Source organism: Plantactinospora alkalitolerans, from assembly GCF_015690345.1.
Lineage (GTDB): Bacteria > Actinomycetota > Actinomycetes > Mycobacteriales > Micromonosporaceae > Plantactinospora > Plantactinospora alkalitolerans.
The window spans coordinates 24,653-43,232 of record NZ_JADPUN010000345.1 but is presented as its reverse complement, the minus strand read 5'-3'; the positions used below and the strand labels follow the sequence as shown (position 1 = coordinate 43,232).

Genomic DNA, 18,580 nt, shown 5'->3' with positions numbered 1-18,580 from the left:
GTGGTGTGCTGCGCGGGACCGCCGCCGCGTCGGCCGGCCTCGCCGTCGGTGCGGCGGCCGGACCCGTGGCCGGTGCCGAACTGGCCGAACCGGCCATCGCGGCACCCGCGCCCGAGGCGGCGGGGAACTCTCCGGTCGAGATCCGGCTGGTGGTCAACGGTCGTGCCGAGCGGCTCCAGGTCGATTCCCGGGTCACCCTGCTAGACGCGCTCCGGGAGCGCCTGGCACTTACCGGTTCCAAGAAGGGCTGCGACCGTGGCCAGTGCGGGGCCTGCACCGTGCACGTCGACGGTCGCCGGGTGCTGTCCTGCCTGACCCTGGCGGTGGCCACCGCCGGCCGCCGGGTCACCACGGTGGAGGGGCTGGCCGACGGCGACCGGCTGCACCCGATGCAGCAGGCGTTCATCGACTGTGACGCGTTCCAGTGTGGATTCTGCACCTCCGGCCAGATCATGTCGGCGGTGGCGCTGGTGGACGAGGGCCACACCCACTCCGACGACGAGATCCGCGAGCACATGTCGGGCAACATCTGCCGCTGCGGGGCGTACGACAACATCGTGGCCGCGGTCCGGACGGCCCGGCGGGACGGGGCGGACCGATGAGAGCCTTCGACTTCGCGGTCGCCGAAACTCTCGGCCAGGCACTGACCAGGGCCGGAAGTGGCGCCGGTTCCGCCTACCTGGCCGGCGGGACCACGCTGGTCGACCTGATGAAGCTCGACGTGATGACCCCGCGCCAGGTGGTGGACATCAACCGCCTTCCGCTGCGCGGTGTCACCACCGACCGGAGTGGCCTGCACATCGGAGCGCTCGAGCGGATGAGCGACGTGGCCGTCCATCCGCTGGTGACCGCGCGCTACCCGGTGATCGCACAGGCGTTGTCCCGCAGCGCGTCGCCCCAACTGCGCAACATGGCGAGCATCGGCGGCAACCTGCTGCAACGGGTCCGCTGCGGCTACTTCCGGGACACCAGTACACCGTGCAACAAACGGGAGCCCGGTTCCGGCTGCCCCGCGATCGGGGGCGAGAACCGGGGACACGCGATCCTCGGCACCAGCGACTCCTGTGTCGCCACCCATCCCAGCGATCTGGCGGTGGCGCTGGTCGCACTGGACGCCTCGGTCCGGCTGGTCGGCCGGGACGGAACCCGGGACGTCCGGCTCGCCGACTTCTACCGGCTGCCCGGGGACACTCCGCAGCTCGAGCACGACCTACGTCCCGGGGAACTGGTCACCCGGGTGACGGTGCCGGAACTGGCCTGGGCCCGCCGGTCGGCGTACCTGAAGATCCGTGACCGGCAGTCGTACGAGTTCGCCCTCGCCTCCGCCGCCGTGGCCCTGGACCTGCGCGACGGCGTCATCCGGGACGTACGGCTGGCGGTCGGCGGCGTCGGTACCCGGCCCTGGCGGCTGCCGGAGGTGGAGGAGGCCCTGCGCGGGATGTCCCCGCGTCCGGACGCCGTCGAGGCCGCCGCCGCGCGGGCCGTCGCGGACGCCCGGCCGCTGGCACACAACCGATTCAAGGTGACGCTGGTCCGGCGCACCATCGTGCGCGCCCTGACGAACCTGGCGGGTTGACCATGCAGAGCGCAGCACAGGGCGCGGCCCGGACGGTGTCGGTGAACCGGGTCGACGGTCGCCTCAAGGTCACCGGCGGAGCCCGGTACAGTGCCGACCACCTCGCCGAACGCGCCGCGCACGGCTACCTGCTGCTCAGCACGGTGGCCCTCGGCACGATCCGGTCGATGGACGTCGCCGCCGCGCAGCGCGCGCCCGGGGTACTCGCGGTGTTCACCCCGTTCCATCCGCTGAAACTGAACGGCGGCGGCAACCCGTTCAGCGTGGGCCACAGTTGGCTGCCGTTGCAGGACGCCGAGGTGCGCTACCACGGGCAGGCCATCGGTCTCGTCGTGGCGGAGACCTTCGAACAGGCCCGGGACGCCGCGGCGCTGGTCAGCGCGGACTACGACGTACGCCCACCGGCGGCGTCCCTGCCGGACGGGATCCCGCGCGCCACCGACCCGGGGCGGGTCAACGGCGAGCCGGCGGTGCTGAACCTGCTCGCCGACGGGGTAGGCACCATCGACGAGGCGCTGGCATCCAGCGAGGTGACCGTCTCCGGCACCTACAGCCAGCCGATGAAGCACCACAGCGCGATGGAGCCGCACGCCACGGTGGCGGTCTGGCAGGACGACCAGCTCACGCTCTACAACGGCACCCAGAGCGCGTCGCTGACCCTCGGCACCATCGCCGCCGCCCTCGGCGTCGAACCGGCCCGGGTGCGGGTGATCAGTCCACACGTCGGCGGTGGCTTCGGCAACAAGATCGCGACCTGGGCGCATCCGCTGCTCGCGGCGGCCGCCGCCCGTACGCTCGGTCGGCCGGTCAAGGTCGTGCTGACCCGGGAACAGACCTTCACGGTCACCGGAAACCGCTCGGCGGTGCGGCAGACGGTCACGCTGGGCGCCCGCCGCGACGGCACCCTCGTCGCCGTCAAGCACCAGGCGTACTCCAGCCAGTCCACCTCGGGCGGAATCTTCGAGACCTCGCCGCACACCACCTCCCGCTACCTCTACCGGGCCGAGAACATCCACCTCGACCAGAAGATCGTGACGCTGGACGTACCGCCACCGACCTGGATGCGGGCGCCGGGGCAGGAGTCCGGCTCGTTCGCCCTGGAAACCGCCCTGGACGAACTCGCGGTCGAGCTGGGGATGGATCCCGTCGCCCTGCGGTTGCGGAACGACGCGACGGTGTACCCCGGGCGGAACGTGCCGTGGTCCAGCAAGCACCTCGACGAGTGCTACCGGGTCGGCGCGCGGCGGTTCGGCTGGGACCGGCGCGATCCGGCACCCCGATCCGACGTACGCGGCGAGTGGCTGGTCGGGACGGGGACGGCCAGCGCCGTGTATCCGGCGGAGCGCTTTCCGGCGTCGGTGAAGGTGCGGTTCCAGGCCGACGGGGACGTGGCGGTCTCCAGCGCCACCGCCGACCTCGGAACGGGGATGTGGACGGTGCTGGCCGTACTCGGCTCCGAGGCGCTCGGCCTGCCGGTCGACCGGATCCGTACCGACCTCGGCGACTCCACCCTGGCCGCCAACATCGGGGCGTTCGGCTCGGGCGCCACCGCCAGCACCGGGCCGGCCGTCGCCGTCGCCGCCGAGGCCGCCAGCACCGAACTGATCAAGCTCGCCGTCACGCACGAACGCTCGCCGCTGCACGGCGTGCCCGCCGCCGACGTCCGGTACGACCGTGGCGACCTCGTCGCCCCGGGCCGGCGGATCGGGTTCGCCGCCCTGCTCCAGGCGGTCGACGTGGCCGGCGTCGAGGCGACCGGTTCGACGGCACCGGGCCCCGAGCACGGGCAGCACGCCTTCACCTCGTTCGGGGCACACTTCTGCGAGGTCCGGGTCAACCGGTGGACCGGTGAGCCCCGACTCGCCCGGATCACCACCGTCATCGACGGCGGCGCCATCGTCAACGCCAAGACCGCGCGCAGCCAGATCATCGGCGGCGTGATCTTCGGCATCGGGCAGGCGCTGCTGGAGGGTGCCCAGGTGGAACCGGCGACCGGCCGGATCGCCAACGCCAACCTCGCCGAGTACCTGCTGCCGGTGAACGCGGACGTACCACCGATCGACGTTCACTTCCTGAACCATCCGGACACCCTGTTCAATCCGCTCGGTGCGCGCGGGATCGGCGAGGTCGGCACGGTCGGCGTCGCCGCCGCGATCGGCAACGCGATCCACCACGCCACCGGGCGGCGGATCCGCGACCTGCCGATCACCCTGGACAAGCTCCTGGACTGACCGCGGGTACGTCCGCCGGCCCGTCGAGTCGAAGGACTCCGACGTCCGCCGCAGGCGGACGGTCTGACAGGCTGTTCGTCGACAGGCATCCAGCGATCGGGAGGAGCCGGCGTGACGTGGGAGGAGATCCGCGCCTACTGTCTGGCCAAGCCCGGCGCGTGGCAGGACGAGCCCTGGGAGGGTGACGTCGTGGTGAAGGTCGGCCCCAAGATCTTCGCCTTCCTCGGCGAGCAGTCCGGTTCCAGCGTCGGCCTCAAGTGCGGCCCGAACCGGGAGGCGGCCGACGAGTGGCTGCTGCGCTATCCGGAGGACGCCTCGGTGACCGCCTACATCGGCCGCTCCGGCTGGAACACCCTGCGGATCGGCGGCGCGATCCCCGACGACGAACTGCTGGAGGCCGTCGACGCCTCCTACGACACGGTGGTCGGCAAGCTGCCGAAACGGGACCGGCCGGTGGCCCCGCCCCGGTGACCAGCGGCGGGGCGGCGAAGGCTCGGGGCCTACCCGACGACGGACCGTCCCCGGACCAGACCGGAATGCCACGCGGTGACCGGTCCGGCCGTGCGGTCACTCGGAGAGCCGTGCGGTCACTCGGAGACCAGGGTGGCGCGCAGCAGCATGCCGAGGCGGTCGCCGTAACGCCGCGACGTCCAGCGTCGATCTCCGACAAGCCGCTCGCAGACGTCGACCGACATCAGCGCCCACAGCAGATCGGCGGCGTGCCGCGCCGTCCAGGGAGCGGCCAGCCGGCCCTCCCGCTTGAGGCGATCCGCGAGGTGTTCACAGGCGGCGAGCCAGTCCGCCATGATCATGTCCCACAGCGCCGCCGCGTCCGGGTCGGTGTCCCGGGCCCGCTCGATCGCCCGGGTGATCGGGACGAGCCGAGGGTGATAGCGGGCCAGGTGATCGGCCCACTCCATCAGCGCGCTGACCGCGTCGGGCGCCTCCAGTACCGGCCGGCTGGACTCGGCCAGGCCCTCCGTCTCGTTCACGTGGTCGAACAGCGCCGCGAGCAGGCGTGACCGGGAATCAAAGTGCAGGTAGACGGCGCGTCGGGAGATCTCGGCCCGGTCGGCGACGGCGGCCATGGTGAGGCTGGACAGCCCGCCGTCCTCCAGCAGCGCACGGGTGGCGCCGAGGATCGCGGCACGGGTGCGCCGGCTCCGTTCGTTGCGTGGCTCCCTGATCGTCACCCGTGATGCCTCCATCCGCTGCGCCGCCCGGCTCCCCGGTCTAGGATATGCACATGATGTGAAGTTGTTGGCGGCAGCCAGGTACGCCCATCGGTGCCCAGTTCGTTGCCACATCAACCAAGGAGGCGAGCCCGTGGTGGCCGTGAGCGTGCGCTACATCGTCGACGACGTCGCAACGGCGTCAGCCTTCTACACCGAACACCTGGGCTTTGCGGAGGCAATGGAACCGGCACCCGGCTTCGCGATGCTGACCCGGGGAGAACTCCGCCTGCTGCTCAACTCGCCCGGTGGCCCGGGTGGTGCGGCGCAGGCGATGCCGGACGGCCGCCGGCCCGAGCCGGGCGGCTGGAACCGCTTTCAGATCGAGGTTCCAGATCTGGCGGAGATGGTCGACAAGCTCAAGGCCGCCGGCATCCCGTTCCGCAACGAGATCGTCGAGGGCCGAGGTGGCAAGCAGATCCTGGTGGACGACCCGTCGGGCAATGCGGTGGAACTCTTCGAGCCCGCCAGCGGCCGATAGCCGGTCCGGGGCAACGGCCGGGATCACCGGCCGCGCCCCGGCCTACGGCCGGTCCGCGCCGGCCCCACCCACCGGCTCCGCCACAGTAAGGTCGCCACGACGCGACATCCACGTTCGGAGCGGCCGACCGCTGACGGCGTGACGTCGGCGGCCGGCTCGGCAGGCGTCGTCACCGATCATCTTGCGGCGATATTGACGGCGAACCATGCCCATTTGCTGGACGTCGCCCCCACGCCATTTCGTCCCACCGAGACTCCCATGTCGGCTATTCGATCATTCGATTTAACCGGCCAAATGGCGCGGATACGCCATGTTCATCGCTCAACTTGACGATGATAGGTACCCGTGGTTACGTCACCCCCAGGGGATTTACGTAGCACCATATGCCACCCGCAAAAGCTTGCGGCGGCAGCTTTTGCCCTGCGTAACAACGGGCTCCGGTCAACTGGTGTGCGACCGATCGGCACTCCTACACACCTTATAGGACATTGTATACGGCTTGGGACACCGTCTGGCGCAATCATCCGGGGGAGGGACAGTGAATGGGGACGGATCTCCAATCGTGGGCCGGAAAGCCACACTCGACGTACTGAGCCGAGAAATGGCGACCGTAACGCGGGGGGCGGGACGCTGTGTGCTCATCCAGGGGCCGATCGGCATCGGCAAGAGCCGACTGCTCGAGGAGGGGACGGCGCTGGCCGTCGCCCACGGAATGGCGGTAATTCCCGGACGGGCCAGCGCACTGGACCGGGCCGCGCCGCTCAGCACGCTGGTCCCGTTCACCTCCGGGGTACCGACCAGAGCCGACCACGCAACCCTGTCGTCGGACCTGAACGGACACGAACCCAACCCGGTGGAACTGGTCCGAGCCCTCAGCGAACAGCTCGGACGATCCGCGACGAACCAGCCCGTCGTCCTGCTGCTCGACGACGCACAATGGATCGACCACCTCAGCGCCGTCGTGTTGGCCGCGCTGGTGCCGGCACTCGCCCACTCCCGCATCCTCTGGCTGGTGGCCAGCCGTGCACCGAGGCCCGACGCACCCGGCCGGGTGGTGATCGACCGCCTGGTGGACGAGGGCGCCTGCCGGTTACCGCTCGGCCCCCTCGACGAGCAATCCGTGGCCGAACTCTGCCTGACCGTGCTGCGCAACCCACCCGGACCCCAACTGCTCGCCCTCGCCAATCGCGCGGGCGGCAACCCGTTCCTGCTCAACGAACTACTCGGCACCGTCGCCCGGCACGGTCGGTGGGACGAGATGCCCACGACGTTTCTCGACGAGGTCGACCGACGGCTGCACGACCTCACCGACGAGGCACGTCGCCTACTACAGGCCTGCGCGGTCCTCGACCGGCCCTTCACCGTGCACGAGGCGGCGGGACTGGTCGGCCGCGGCGCCGTCGACGTCGTCCCGGCGACGACGGAACTGGTCGACGCCGGCATGCTGACCGACCGCGGCGGGGAGCTGGACTTCCACCAGGACCTCGTCCGCGAGGCCGTCTACCGCCGTACCTGCCGGCCCGTGCGGCTGGCGCTGCACCGCGAGGCGGCCCGGATGGCGCAACAGGAGGGTCGTCCGCCGGACGAGGTCGCCGTCCACCTGTCGCGGGGTGGCAGGCCGGTGGAGCCCGAGCCGGCGACCCGCGCCCGGCCGGCCGCCGGACCGAAGGCACCCAACCGGCCGGTGCCGCGGCCGAGGACACCCGTCCGACCCGGACCTGCCGGTGAGCCGACGGGGCCACCTCCGGCCGGACCCGACCCGGCCGCCGCTGCCGACGTGGTGGTGCACGTACTCGACCAGCTCGGCGAGCAGGGAGCCGACCGCCCCCAACTGATCGCGGAGGCCGTGCGCATCCTGGCCTCCGCCGGTCGGCTGCCGGAAGCCCGGCAGCTGGGTGAGCTGGCACTCGGCGCGGGTCTCGCCCCGCAGGCGGAGGCCCGACTCCTGCTCGGCCTCGCCGAGGCCGTCCAGTGTGTTGGCGACAACGTGGCCGCCGTGCACTACTCGCGGCGTGCCCTCGACCGGCCCGGCCTGCCCACCGCGATCCGCGCGGAGCTGCTGACCGTGCAGGCACACGCACAGCTCGTCGGCGCCGACCCGGTCGAATCGGGTGTGCGGCAGCCGGTTGAGATGGTGCACCATGATCGGCCCTACCTACCCGCGTCCGATCCGGTCGACCCGACCTGTCCACCGCAGCCCTGGCTCTGGCTCGCTCGGGGTCTGACCGGCGCGGACCGGCTGGCCGAGGCCGACGTCGTCTACACGGCGGCGCGGCGGGGCGCCGCCCGGTTCGGCCCGGACTGGTCACAGGCGCTCTGGCACTATCACCGGGCGGAGCTCTGCGCGGCGGCCGGTCGGCTGGCCGAGGCCGGTGACGAGGCCGGCGCGGCGCTCGACCTCGTCGACAACGATGCCCCACCCCAGCTACTGGTCGTGCTGCGGGCACTGTTGGCACAGATCGCGATCCGCCGGGACGACCTGGCGGTGGCGCGAACCCATCTACGACATGCCCCCGCGACCGATGGCAGCGTCGGCGTCCCGGCGGTGAACCTGGCCTGGGCCAGTGCCGCCCTCGATGAGGCCGGCGGCGAACCAGCGGCAGCGCTGGACAAACTCGCCTGGGTGTACGCCGGGACAGCCTCCCGCGCACTGCTGCTCACCGAGCAGCCACAGGCCGCACCGGCCCTGGTCCGCATCGCCCGCCGGGCCGGCGAGCAGAGCATGGCCGAGGCGGTTGCCGCAACGGCACGCTGCCTGGCCGACCACAACCCGAGCGTGGCATCGCTGGCCGGAGCGGCCGCGCACGCAGACGGGGTGCTACGCGGCGACCTGCCGGCCCTGCGCCGCGCCGTGGATCACTTCCGGACCAGTACCCGACCCCTCGCGCGGGCCTCGGCGCTCGAGGACGCCGCCCGGGCCGAGCAGGGTGCCGGCAACCTCACCGAGGCGGCGGCGTTGCTTGGGGAGGCGGTCGAGACGTACGGCCGCAGCGGCGCCACCTACGACGTCGTTCGCGCCCGGCGGCTGTTGTGCGGAGTGAACCTCGCCGCGCCGCCCCGGCCGGTCGAGGGATGGCTCAGCCTGACCCAGTCCGAGCTACGCGTCGTCGAGGTGATCGCCGAAGGGATGACCAACCGGGAGGCCGCGAACAGGTTGTTCCTGTCGCCGCACACGGTGGACAGCCACCTCCGGCACGTCTTCGCCAAGCTCGGTATCAACAGCCGGGTCGAGCTGACCCGGCAGTACCTCGCCAACACCCTCAGCGCCGCCTGAGGGTGCCGACAATCCCGAAGGGAGTCCGATCATGAGACTGTGCTGGCTCGACGTACGTCGTGCGGAGGAGAACCGGAAGGCGATCCTGGAGGAGGCGGTCCATCAACGGATGGACGCCGTGGTGTCCGACGTGCCCGACGACCTGTCCGGACTGCCTCCGACGCTGACCAGGGTGTACTTCTCGCTGGACCAGCCACTGCCGCCCGACTTCGACGGCATCGACGTGCTGATCCTCGACGTCCGGTCCGGAGTCCGGCCCGCCGACGTGCTCCGCGAGCATCCGGATCTGGAGGTCGGCCGGTACGTCGAGATCACCGACTCGGCCACGCTCGAACGGGCCTGCGACATCGCCCGGACCGACACCTGGAGCGTGTTGCACTTCCACGACCCGACGAAGATTCCGTTGGAGATCGTCCTGGCCGCCGCCGACCGCACCGACGGCAGCATCGTGACCATGGTGGCCGACCCGGCCGAGGCGGAGATCGTGTTCGGTGTGCTGGAACGCGGGTCCGACGGCGTCATGATGGCCGCCACCGACGTGGGCGACACCACCCGGCTGCGAACGGCCGCCCAGTCCCACGTCGCCGATGTCGAACTGGTCGAGCTGACCGTCACCGCCGTCTCCGACGTCGGAATGGGCGACCGGGTCTGTGTCGACACGTGCTCTCATTTCCGGGAGGACGAGGGACTGCTCATCGGCTCGCACGCCCGGGGCATGGTGCTCTGCTGCAGCGAGACCCATCCCCTGCCGTACATGCCGACCCGGCCGTTCCGGGTGAACGCCGGTGCACTGCACTCCTACACCCTGGCGCATGCGGAACGAACCAGCTACCTCAGCGAACTCACCTCCGGCGGTCGGGTGCTCGCGGTCGACTCCGCCGGCCGTACCCGCCTGGTCACCGTGGGGCGGGTGAAGATCGAAACACGGCCGCTGCTGAGCATCGACGCGGTCGCCCCGTCCGGTCAGCCGGTGAACCTGATCGTCCAGCACGACTGGCACGTCCGGGTCCTCGGACCGGGTGGACAGGTACTCAACACCACCGAGCTCCGCCCCGGTGACAGGGTGCTCGGCTTCCTGCCGGTCGAGGCCCGACACGTCGGGTACGCCATCAACGAGTTCTGCCTGGAGAAGTGACCGGTGCGGCACATCGCCATCGTCGGCGGCGGGATCGGCGGCCTCGCCGCCGCGGCGGCGCTGGCCCGCGCGGGCCTGCGGCCTCGGGTGTACGAGCAGACGTCGCGGCTGACCGAGGTCGGCGCGGGGCTCCAACTCGCCCCGAACGCCACCCGGCTGCTGGACCGCCTCGGTCTCGGCCGGTACCTCGCCGAGGTGGCGGTCCAACCGTCGGCCGTCGAGTTGCGTCGCTGGGATGACGGGGCGTTGCTGGACCGTACCGAACTCGGCGCCCGGTGCGAGCAGCTCTACGGGGCGCGGTACTACACGGTCCACCGTGCCGACCTGCATGACGGGCTCCGGCGGACGCTCGATCCGGACCTGCTGCGGCTCGGGTTCCGCTGTACCGGACTCACCGCCGGCCAGGATCGGGCAGTGCTGCGCTTCGAGGATCGGGACGACGTGACCGCCGATGTGGTGGTCGGGGCCGACGGAATCCGCTCCGTGATCCGGGCGACGCTCGTCGCCGACCGGCCACGCTACTCCGGACAGCTCGTCTACCGAGGGCTGGTACCGGCCCGGATGGTGCCGTTCCAGCGTGCCGACCCGCGGGTGCTGATCTGGGTTGGGCCGGGTCGGCACTGCGTCTGCTATCCCGTGCGCCGGGGGGAGCTGGTCAGCTTCGCCGCGACGGTGCCGAGCGATGATCCGTTGGGCGAATCCTGGCGGGCGGAGGGGCGGATCGAGAATCTGGCTGAAGCCTACCGGGGCTGGACCGACGAGGTCGGCCAGTTGTTCACCGCCGCGGACCGGGTGCACCGGTGGGCGCTGCACGACCGGGACGCCACCGACCGCTGGGGTGCCGGCCCGCTCACGCTGCTCGGCGACGCCGCGCACCCGATGCTGCCGTTCATGGCGCAGGGAGCCAACCAGGCGATCGAGGACGCCGCGACGCTGGCCGCGTGTCTGCGCCCCGAGGTGTCGACCCAGGCACTGCGTCGCTACGAGGAGCTGCGCCGGCCCCGTACGGCCGAGGTGCAGGCGCTGTCCCGGGCCAACGCCCGGGTCCTGCACCGTCCAGCCGCCGGAGTCGGGAACGCCCAGGACATCCGCAACAAGCGGTGGCTGTTCGGCTACGACGCGGAGCTGGCGGCGGCGGAGCGCTGCACCGTCCCTCCGGCTCCTCGGCAAGACTGACCGGTCGAGTTGCCGCCTGATCGGGCGGCAACTCGACCGGTAGGCCGTTCGGGTGAACTCGGACCGTTGGCCTCAGCCGAGGGTGGCGCCGCAGTCGATGGTGAGGTTGGCGCCGTTCATCGCCCGGTTGCCCAGCAGGAACGCGATGGCGTCGACGATGTCGTCCATGGTGGCGAGCCGTCCGGTCGGCGTCCGTTTGAGCGCGCCCTCGACCGCCTGCGGCTTGTCCTGCCAGTACGGCGTGTCGGCGACCAGCGCCGGATGTACGGCGTTGAACCGCAGCGGTGCCAGTTCGAACGCGAGCGTGCGGACGAGCGACGCGACGCCACCGTTCACCGTGGTCACGGTCGTCGAGCCCGGGTACGGCCGGGTCATGGCGAGCCCGCCGACGAGCACCGCCGCGCCACCGCCGGTCATGCGTCCGGCCACCGCGTGCACGACCTCCGTGTAGCCGACCAACTTCAGGGTCGTCAGTCGGATCGCCCGGTCGAGATCGTAGGCCCGGACGGAGTTCTGGTCGCGTTCCACCGCGGCGAGCACCAGGTGGTCGACGTGTCCGGTGTCCCGCAGCGAGCCGGCTATCTCCGCCGGGAGGGCCAGGTCGACGCCGATGCCCCGGCTGTGCCCGCCGATGTCGACGGCGACCGCCTTGGCCCGGTCGGCGTCACGGCCGGAGAGGATCACCCGGTGTCCGGCGCGGGCGTAGAACTCGGCGGTGGCCCGCCCGATGCCGGACGTGCCACCGATGACAAGCACCTGCTTGCCCGTGGACATCTGGTCACCTCCGTCCGAACACGTCGCCGAGCAACGCGGAGATGGTGTGTCGACGGCCGTACGCGATGATCGCGGCGCAGATTCCGAGCAGGGCGATGGGAATCAGCGAGGAGTCCAGGACGAAGACGTGGAAGTTCACGGCGCAGATCGCCAGGCCGACGAAGGCCAGCGCGGCCACGCCGGAGGTGCGCCGGATCAGCAGCGCGACCGCCCCGACCATCTCCAGCACGCCGGTCAGGTACTGGAACCACATCCCCCAGCCGATCTGGTGGAAGATCTCCAGCGGGAAGATCATCTTGCTGAGGCCGGCGAGAAAGAAGACGCTGGCCACCAGCACCTGGAGGACCCACAGCGCGACATTGGTCTTCTTCCCCGTCCCGGCGTGCTCGGCGGTCTCCGCCCGCATCTTCGAACCGATCGCGGTGCTACCGGTCATGACTGTCTACCTCCCAGCTAGCGGCGTCCAGGGCGCAACGGCGATAGGACGATCACCGGCAACGTAGGCCCGGCGCGGTGGCGGAGGCACCACGCGTCTGCGGGATTCACCACCTCATCCCCGATCCGGGCCGCGGATCCCGTGAATAGGTGATGACCGGAACGGGCATCGCGGCGAACCTTGGGGCAGCGGAGGGTTCGCCGGCCAGGTGGTACCAGCCATGTAGCCGGAACCGGAACCGTCGGTTCGCGGCAACGCGAACGACAGCGTGCGGAGAGGGGAATCTGGTGGTGCTCAACGCGGCTTTCGGCCGGCAGGCCCGGCTCGGACGGCTGTTCGGTGGAGGCAGGCGGATCTTCATCGTGCCGCTGGACCACTCGGTCACCAACGGTCCGCTCACCGACGGCAGGGGTCTCGACCATCTGGTCGGCCAACTGGCCGGCAACGGGGTCGACGCGGTGGTGCTGCACAAAGGCAGCCTCCGCTTCGTCGACCACCACCGGTTCACCCGGACATCGCTGATCGTCCACCTGTCGGCGAGCACGGCGCGGGCGCCGGACCCGGACGCGAAGTACCTCGTCGGCACGGTCGAGGAGTGCCTCAGGCTGAACGCGGACGCGGTCAGCGTGCACGTCAACCTGGGATCGTCGGAGGAGGCACGGCAGATCGCCGATCTCGCCACGGTGGCCGACGCGTGCGATCGGTGGAACGTCCCGCTACTCGCCATGGTGTACCCCCGCGGCCCGGCGATCACCGATCCATCCGACCCGGATCTGGTCGCGCACGCCGTCACGGTCGCCGCCGATCTGGGCGCCGACATCGTCAAGACCGTGTACGCCGGTTCGGCCGACGAGATGCGCGACATCATCCGGTCCTGCCCGATCCCGGTCGTGGTCGCCGGCGGCGCGAAGCGTACCGACACCGCCGCCGTCCTGTCGTATCTGGACGACGTGCTCTCGGCCGGAGCCAGCGGCGTCGCGATGGGACGCAACGTCTTCCAGGCTCCCGATCCAGGTGTGATGGCCCGACGACTCGCGGCCCGGATCCACCAGGATGTACGTCTGGTCACCCCGTTGACGGCGGCCAGCCGATGATCTACGACTTCCACCTGCGGATCGGTCCGGTACCCGAGGACCCCTCCGTGGCGGCGGATCGGCTGTTGGGCGAGATGGACCGGCACGGCATCACCCGTGGGGTGGCCTGCGCGGGCGGGCTGATAGACCCGGTCCGGCTCGCCCGGCAGATCGTCTTCGGCGGCCACCTGGAGACCGACGCCGACAACGAGCGTGTACTCGCCGTCTCTGCTCGCTCCGGCGGCCGGTTGACACCGTTCTACTTCGCCAACCCGCACCGCCAGCCCCGCCGTTATCTCGACGCCGCGCCGTCGTACCGAGGGCTGGAGATCTCCCCGGCGGTGCACGGAGTCGGACTCGACGACCCGCGCACGGTCGCCCTGGTCGAGGTCGCGGCCCAGGCCGGGCACCCCGTCTACGTCGTGTGTCTGGGACGACCCGGTGCGACCGTCGGCGACCTGGTGACCCTCGCGGGCAAGTTTCCCGAGGCGCGGTTCGTCCTCGGCCACTGTGGCTTCATCGGCATCGACTTCCACGCCGTGGCGACGATCGCCGAGACCGGCAACATCTTCGCCGAGACGTCCGGCTGTTACACCTCGGTGGCCCGGGTCGCGGTGCAGCGGCTCGGCGCCGACCGGGTGGTGTTCGGCTCGGAGTACCCGGCACAGGACTTCGGGGTCGAACTGGCCAAGTGCCGGGCGCTGGCGTTGACCGACGACGAGCTGCACCGGGTCACCTGGGCCAGCGCCGTTCGACTGCTCAGAGAGGACGCCCCATGACGCGGACCATGTCCCGACTCCCCCAGACCGGTGATTGGACCAGCAGGGCCGAACTCATCGCCATGCAGGACGAGCAGTTGCCCGAGATGCTCAACTGGGCGGCTCGGGCCCCGTTCTACGCCGCCCGGTTCTCCGGCCGGGTACCCGCCTCCCGCACGGACTTCGAGGCCCTGCCGTTGACCAGCAAGGCGGACCTGCGCGACAGCTACCCGTTCGGGATGTTGGCGGTGGAACGCGACCGGCTCGCGACCTACCACGAGAGCAGCGGTACGGCCGGCCGGCCGACGCCGTCGTACTACACCGAGGAGGACTGGGTCGACCTGGTCGAGCGGTACGCCCGGAAACGGGTACCGATCGGTGCCGACGACCTGTTCCTGGTCCGTACCCCGTACGCGCTGATGATCACCGGTCACCTCGCCCAGGCGGCGGCACGGTACCGAGGTGCGACCGTCGTACCCGGTGACAACCGTTCGCTGGCCATGCCGTTCTCCCGGGTGATCCGGGTGCTGCACGACCTGGGCGTCACCCTGACCTGGTCGATGGCGACCGAGACGCTGCTCTGGGCCGCGGCGGCGAAGGCCGCCGGCCATGATCCGGGTCGGGACTTCCCCGCACTGCGGGCGCTCTTCGTCGGCGGGGATCCGCTCAGCGCCGCCAAGCGTCGCAGGATCAGCGAGATCTGGAACGTGCCGGTGGTCGAGGAGTACGGCTCGACGGAGACCGGGAGCCTGGCCGGGGAGTGCTCCGCCGGGCGGCTCCACCTCTGGGCCGACCGGGCCATCTTCGAGGTGTACGACCCGGGAACCGGAACGGTCCGGCCCGACGGTGCCGGGCAACTGGTGGTCAGCCCGCTGTACCGCGAGGCGATGCCGCTGGTGCGGTACAACCTTGAGGACGACGTCGAGGTCTCCCACGCGCCGTGCCCGTGTGGATGGCATCTGCCGACGGTCCGGGTGCTCGGCCGCTCCGCGTTCGGCTATCCGGTGGCCGGCAGCACCGTGACCCAGCACCGCCTCGAAGAACTCGTCTTCGGCCTGCCCGCCGAGTACGAGGTGCTGTTCTGGCGGGCCCGGGCGGATGTCGCCGACCTGCGGGTGGAGATCGAGGTTCCGCCCAGGTGGGCCGCCGGGGCGTGCGCGGAGCTGACGGCGGCGATCCGCCGGGAGTATGCGGTGCCCTGCACCGTTACCGCGGTGCCGCCCGGCACCCTCGTGCCCGCACGGGCACTGACGGCGGTGCACGACGTGGTCAAGCCACGGAGCCTCTTCGGCGCCGACGAGGACTGGAGCAAGGCACTGCTGTACCAGTGAACAGTGATGGACATGGACGGAGAGTCCGGCGAGGAGGCGGTCCGGCCCGGACCAGGAGGTCCGATTCGGAGCTACCGGGCCGCCGAGCGGCATCGGCCGGACCGCCGAGGGGAGTCGAGGTGGAGTTCGACGGGCGCGTCGCACTGGTGACCGGTGCGGCTCAGGGCATCGGCGCCGCCGTGGCGCAGGCGCTCGCGACCCGGGGCGCCCGGGTGGCGGCGCTGGACCGGAACGAGCCCGGCGTCGAGGCGACCGTCGCGCGCCTGCGGTCGGCCCGGTGCCGGGCGGACGCCTGCCCGGCGGACGTCTCCGACCGAACCGCCGTCGACACCGTGGTGCGGCGGATCGAGGACGAGCTGGGCCCGATCGACATCCTGGTCAACGTCGCCGGCATCCTTCGTACCGGGCCCGTGCTGGAGATGACCGACGAGGCATGGTCGGCCGTGCTCGACGTGAACGCGGGTGGCGTGTTGCGGGTTACCCGGGCGGTCGCCCGGTACATGGTGCCCCGGCACCGGGGCACGATCGTCACGGTCGGCTCGAACGTCTCCGGCGTGGCCCGGATGCACATGGCCGCCTACGCGGCGTCGAAGGCCGCCGCCGCGATGCTCACCAAGTGCCTCGGCCTGGAACTGTCCGAGGCCGGCATCCGCTGCAACGTCGTCTCCCCCGGCTCGACGGACACGCCGATGCAGCGGGCCATGTGGACCGGCGGAGCCGGCGCACGTCAGGTGGTCGACGGAACACCGGCGATGTACCGCACCGGCGTGCCGCTCGGGCGGCTGGCCGATCCCGAGGACGTCGCCGAGGCCGTGGTCTTCCTCGCCTCGGAGCGTTCCAGGCACATCACCATGCAGGAACTGTACGTGGACGGCGGCGCCACGCTACGGGTGTGAGCGTGTGCCGGGCATTCTCGAAAGGAGTGGGCGACGATGACTATTCCCGCCATCGCACCGTACGCCATGCCGAGCGAGGCGGAACTTCCGGAGAACGTGCCGTCGTGGCGCCCGGACCCGCGACGCGCGGTGCTGGTGATCCACGACATGCAGCGGTACTTTCTCAGCTTCTTCCGCCCGGACGCGGAGCCGGTCGGCGCGCTGATCGCCAACATCCGCCTGCTGCGGGTGACGGCCGCCGCGTTGGACATCCCGATCGTGTACACCGCACAGGCAGGCGGAATGAACCGGGTGCAACGCGGGCTGCTGCACGAGATCTGGGGTCCCGGAATGGGCTCCGACCCGACGTCGACCCAGATCGTCGCCGAACTGGCGCCCACCGCTCGGGACACCGTGCTCGACAAGTGGCGGTACAGCGCGTTCTTCCACACCGGACTCGCCGAGTTGATGGAGGATCGGGGCCGGGACCAGCTGATCCTGTGCGGTGTGTACGCACACGTGGGCTGCCTGGTGACGGCCTGCGACGCCTTCATGCACGACATCGAGCCCTTCCTCGTGGCGGACGCGGTGGCAGACTTCTCCCGCCAGGAGCACCGGATGGCCCTGCGGTACGCCGCACAGCGCTGCGCGGTCGCGCTCAGCACCCGCCAGCTCGTCGACGCGCTCGCCCACTCGATGCGCCATCCTCGCCCGGCGACCGTCCGCCCGGGGTCGCTGTGCCCCAACGGCGCTCGCTGACCGGATGACAACCACCGACCGGGCGTCCGCCGCCGAGCCGACGACCGCGGGTCGCCGGCCGAAGCCACCGCGGCGTCGCCTGGTCGCGGTCTATGCCGGCCTGGTCGTCGTACCGGTCATCGCCGCTGTCGGGTTCGTCCAGCTGGACCGCGACGGCGACCCCGGCGGCAGCCCTGGCGGGACGCCGATCCACGTACCGTCGGCGGGCGACGGCCTGGGGCGGCTGCTCCTGGCGGTGGTGATCGTCGTCGCGACCGCCAAGCTCCTCGGCGCCGCGGTACGGCGGCTGGGGCAGCCGCCGGTGATCGGCGAGATAGCCGCCGGCATCGCGCTCGGCCCGTCGGCGCTGGGCGCGGTGTGGCCCGCGGCCACAGCCTGGCTGCTGTCCCCCTCCGTGATGCCGCAGTTGGCCGCGCTCGGCCAACTCGGGGTGGTCCTCTTCGTCTTCCTCGCCGGGCTGAAGCTCAACACCCGGCTCCTGCGTGGGCAGCACTCGATAGCGATCACGGTCAGCCACGTGAGCATCGCCCTGCCATTCCTGCTCGGGGTCGGACTCGCCGGCGTCGCCTACCACCGGTTCGCCCCCGGCGGACTCGGTTTCATGCCCTTCGCCCTCTTCCTCGGCATCTCGATGAGCATCACCGCGCTGCCGGTGCTGGCCAGGATCCTGATGGACACCGGTCTGTTCGGCTCCTGGGTCGGCACCCTCGCGCTCACCTGCGCGGTGGTCGACGACGTGACCGCCTGGCTGCTGCTCGCCCTGGTGGTGGCGCTGGTGGTCGCCGGATCGGCGGCCGGGGTGCTGACGACCGTCGCGTTGACCGCGGCATTCGTCGCGGTGCTCTGGTTCGGGGTCCGGCCGCTGCTGTGGCGGATCGAGGCGGGCCGCCACGGCGGTCCCGTGCCGCTCGGGCTGGTCGGGCTGCTCTTGTGCGCGCTCGCCACCGAGTGGATCGGGGTGCACGCCGTCTTCGGCGCCTTCCTCTTCGGCCTGGTCTTTCCCGCCGAGTCACGGTGGGGTAGGCGCCTCGACGACGCCGTCGGTGGCCTGACCCTTACCCTGCTGCTGCCGCTCTTCTTCGCCTCCAATGGGTTACGTACGGAGTTGGGCCTGCTGGGGACCGATCCGGCGGGATGGCTCTGGTGTGCTCTCGTCCTACTCGTCGCGGTCGTCGGCAAGTTCGCCGGTTCGGCGGTCGCCGCCCGGGTCGCCGGTACGTCGTGGCCGGAGGCGCTCCAGATCGGCGCACTGTTGAACTGTCGTGGCCTCACCGAGCTGATCGTCCTCAACATCGGCCTCGATCTCGGAGTGCTGAGCCCCGAACTGTTCACCATGCTGGTGGTGATGGCACTGGCGTCCACGGCGATGGCCGCTCCCGTCGTCAACCGGATCGCCGCCCGGCCCCGACCGGCCCCGGATCGGACCCCGGCACCCTGAGCGCGAGACGGCCGGCACCTCGATACACCAG

At 71.2% G+C, this 18,580-nt stretch carries 17 protein-coding genes; 14 read left to right on the top strand and 3 right to left on the bottom strand.

Annotated elements, in window-relative coordinates; translation table 11 throughout:
• Nucleotides 1–140 precede the first annotated feature (140 nt).
• From I0C86_RS36945 to I0C86_RS36930, 4 genes are all read left to right on the top strand, one after another.
• Nucleotides 141–602 carry a (2Fe-2S)-binding protein gene (locus tag I0C86_RS36945; RefSeq protein ID WP_323374081.1) on the top strand — a complete coding sequence of 154 codons (462 nt, stop codon included), beginning with the start codon at nucleotides 141–143 and terminating at the stop codon, nucleotides 600–602.
• On the top strand, nucleotides 599–1,576 hold the full coding sequence (locus I0C86_RS36940; RefSeq protein ID WP_196205953.1) for an FAD binding domain-containing protein: 978 nt from the start codon (nucleotides 599–601) through the stop codon (nucleotides 1,574–1,576). Before I0C86_RS36945 ends, I0C86_RS36940 begins: the two co-directional genes overlap by 4 nt.
• A 2-nt stretch (nucleotides 1,577–1,578) precedes the next feature.
• Nucleotides 1,579–3,807: a xanthine dehydrogenase family protein molybdopterin-binding subunit gene (locus tag I0C86_RS36935; protein WP_196205958.1), complete on the top strand. Its 2,229-nt coding sequence runs from the start codon at nucleotides 1,579–1,581 to the stop codon at nucleotides 3,805–3,807.
• A 111-nt stretch (nucleotides 3,808–3,918) separates the two neighbouring features.
• Nucleotides 3,919–4,278: an MmcQ/YjbR family DNA-binding protein gene (locus I0C86_RS36930; RefSeq protein ID WP_196205952.1), complete on the top strand. Its 360-nt coding sequence runs from the start codon at nucleotides 3,919–3,921 to the stop codon at nucleotides 4,276–4,278.
• Between the two features lie 116 nt (nucleotides 4,279–4,394).
• Here I0C86_RS36930 and I0C86_RS36925 read toward each other — a convergent pair whose 3' ends face one another.
• Entirely contained in the window at nucleotides 4,395–5,000 is a 606-nt protein-coding gene (locus I0C86_RS36925) for a TetR/AcrR family transcriptional regulator (protein WP_196205951.1), read from the bottom strand.
• Between the two features lie 133 nt (nucleotides 5,001–5,133).
• Between I0C86_RS36925 and I0C86_RS44115 the strand changes: the two genes are divergently transcribed.
• From I0C86_RS44115 to I0C86_RS36905, 4 genes are all read left to right on the top strand, one after another.
• Nucleotides 5,134–5,520: a VOC family protein gene (locus tag I0C86_RS44115; RefSeq protein WP_196205950.1), complete on the top strand. Its 387-nt coding sequence runs from the start codon at nucleotides 5,134–5,136 to the stop codon at nucleotides 5,518–5,520.
• Nucleotides 5,521–6,058: 538 nt separating this feature from the next.
• The gene (locus I0C86_RS36915) at nucleotides 6,059–8,794 is read left to right on the top strand and encodes a helix-turn-helix transcriptional regulator (protein WP_323374077.1); all 2,736 of its coding nucleotides are present in this window, start codon (nucleotides 6,059–6,061) and stop codon (nucleotides 8,792–8,794) included.
• Between the two features lie 31 nt (nucleotides 8,795–8,825).
• Complete coding sequence (locus I0C86_RS36910) at nucleotides 8,826–9,929, top strand: 3-dehydroquinate synthase II (RefSeq protein WP_196205948.1); 1,104 nt, start codon at nucleotides 8,826–8,828, stop codon at nucleotides 9,927–9,929.
• A 3-nt stretch (nucleotides 9,930–9,932) separates the two neighbouring features.
• Nucleotides 9,933–11,105 carry an FAD-dependent monooxygenase gene (locus tag I0C86_RS36905; protein WP_323374076.1) on the top strand — a complete coding sequence of 391 codons (1,173 nt, stop codon included), beginning with the start codon at nucleotides 9,933–9,935 and terminating at the stop codon, nucleotides 11,103–11,105.
• A 72-nt stretch (nucleotides 11,106–11,177) separates the two neighbouring features.
• Here I0C86_RS36905 and I0C86_RS36900 read toward each other — a convergent pair whose 3' ends face one another.
• Together I0C86_RS36900 and I0C86_RS36895 are read right to left on the bottom strand one after the other, a co-directional pair.
• A complete protein-coding gene (locus I0C86_RS36900; RefSeq protein WP_196205947.1) occupies nucleotides 11,178–11,879 on the bottom strand; it encodes an SDR family oxidoreductase in 702 nt (233 codons plus the stop codon).
• A gap of 4 nt (nucleotides 11,880–11,883) precedes the next feature.
• Nucleotides 11,884–12,315 carry a DoxX family protein gene (locus I0C86_RS36895; RefSeq protein ID WP_196205946.1) on the bottom strand — a complete coding sequence of 144 codons (432 nt, stop codon included), beginning with the start codon at nucleotides 12,313–12,315 and terminating at the stop codon, nucleotides 11,884–11,886.
• Between the two features lie 290 nt (nucleotides 12,316–12,605).
• Between I0C86_RS36895 and I0C86_RS36890 the strand changes: the two genes are divergently transcribed.
• From I0C86_RS36890 to I0C86_RS36865, 6 genes are all read left to right on the top strand, one after another.
• On the top strand, nucleotides 12,606–13,409 hold the full coding sequence (locus I0C86_RS36890; protein WP_323374075.1) for a 2-amino-3,7-dideoxy-D-threo-hept-6-ulosonate synthase: 804 nt from the start codon (nucleotides 12,606–12,608) through the stop codon (nucleotides 13,407–13,409).
• The gene (locus I0C86_RS36885; protein WP_196205945.1) at nucleotides 13,406–14,167 is read left to right on the top strand and encodes an amidohydrolase family protein; all 762 of its coding nucleotides are present in this window, start codon (nucleotides 13,406–13,408) and stop codon (nucleotides 14,165–14,167) included. The genes I0C86_RS36890 and I0C86_RS36885 overlap by 4 nt, the downstream gene beginning before the upstream one ends.
• Nucleotides 14,164–15,477: a phenylacetate--CoA ligase family protein gene (locus I0C86_RS36880; protein ID WP_196205944.1), complete on the top strand. Its 1,314-nt coding sequence runs from the start codon at nucleotides 14,164–14,166 to the stop codon at nucleotides 15,475–15,477. Before I0C86_RS36885 ends, I0C86_RS36880 begins: the two co-directional genes overlap by 4 nt.
• 119 nt (nucleotides 15,478–15,596) lie before the next feature.
• Nucleotides 15,597–16,373, top strand: coding sequence for a 2,3-dihydro-2,3-dihydroxybenzoate dehydrogenase (locus I0C86_RS36875; RefSeq protein WP_196205943.1), 777 nt, complete (start codon nucleotides 15,597–15,599; stop codon nucleotides 16,371–16,373).
• A gap of 36 nt (nucleotides 16,374–16,409) precedes the next feature.
• Nucleotides 16,410–17,111: an isochorismatase family protein gene (locus I0C86_RS36870; RefSeq protein ID WP_196205942.1), complete on the top strand. Its 702-nt coding sequence runs from the start codon at nucleotides 16,410–16,412 to the stop codon at nucleotides 17,109–17,111.
• A gap of 4 nt (nucleotides 17,112–17,115) precedes the next feature.
• Nucleotides 17,116–18,549 carry a cation:proton antiporter gene (locus I0C86_RS36865; RefSeq protein ID WP_196205941.1) on the top strand — a complete coding sequence of 478 codons (1,434 nt, stop codon included), beginning with the start codon at nucleotides 17,116–17,118 and terminating at the stop codon, nucleotides 18,547–18,549.
• Nucleotides 18,550–18,580 lie beyond the last annotated feature (31 nt).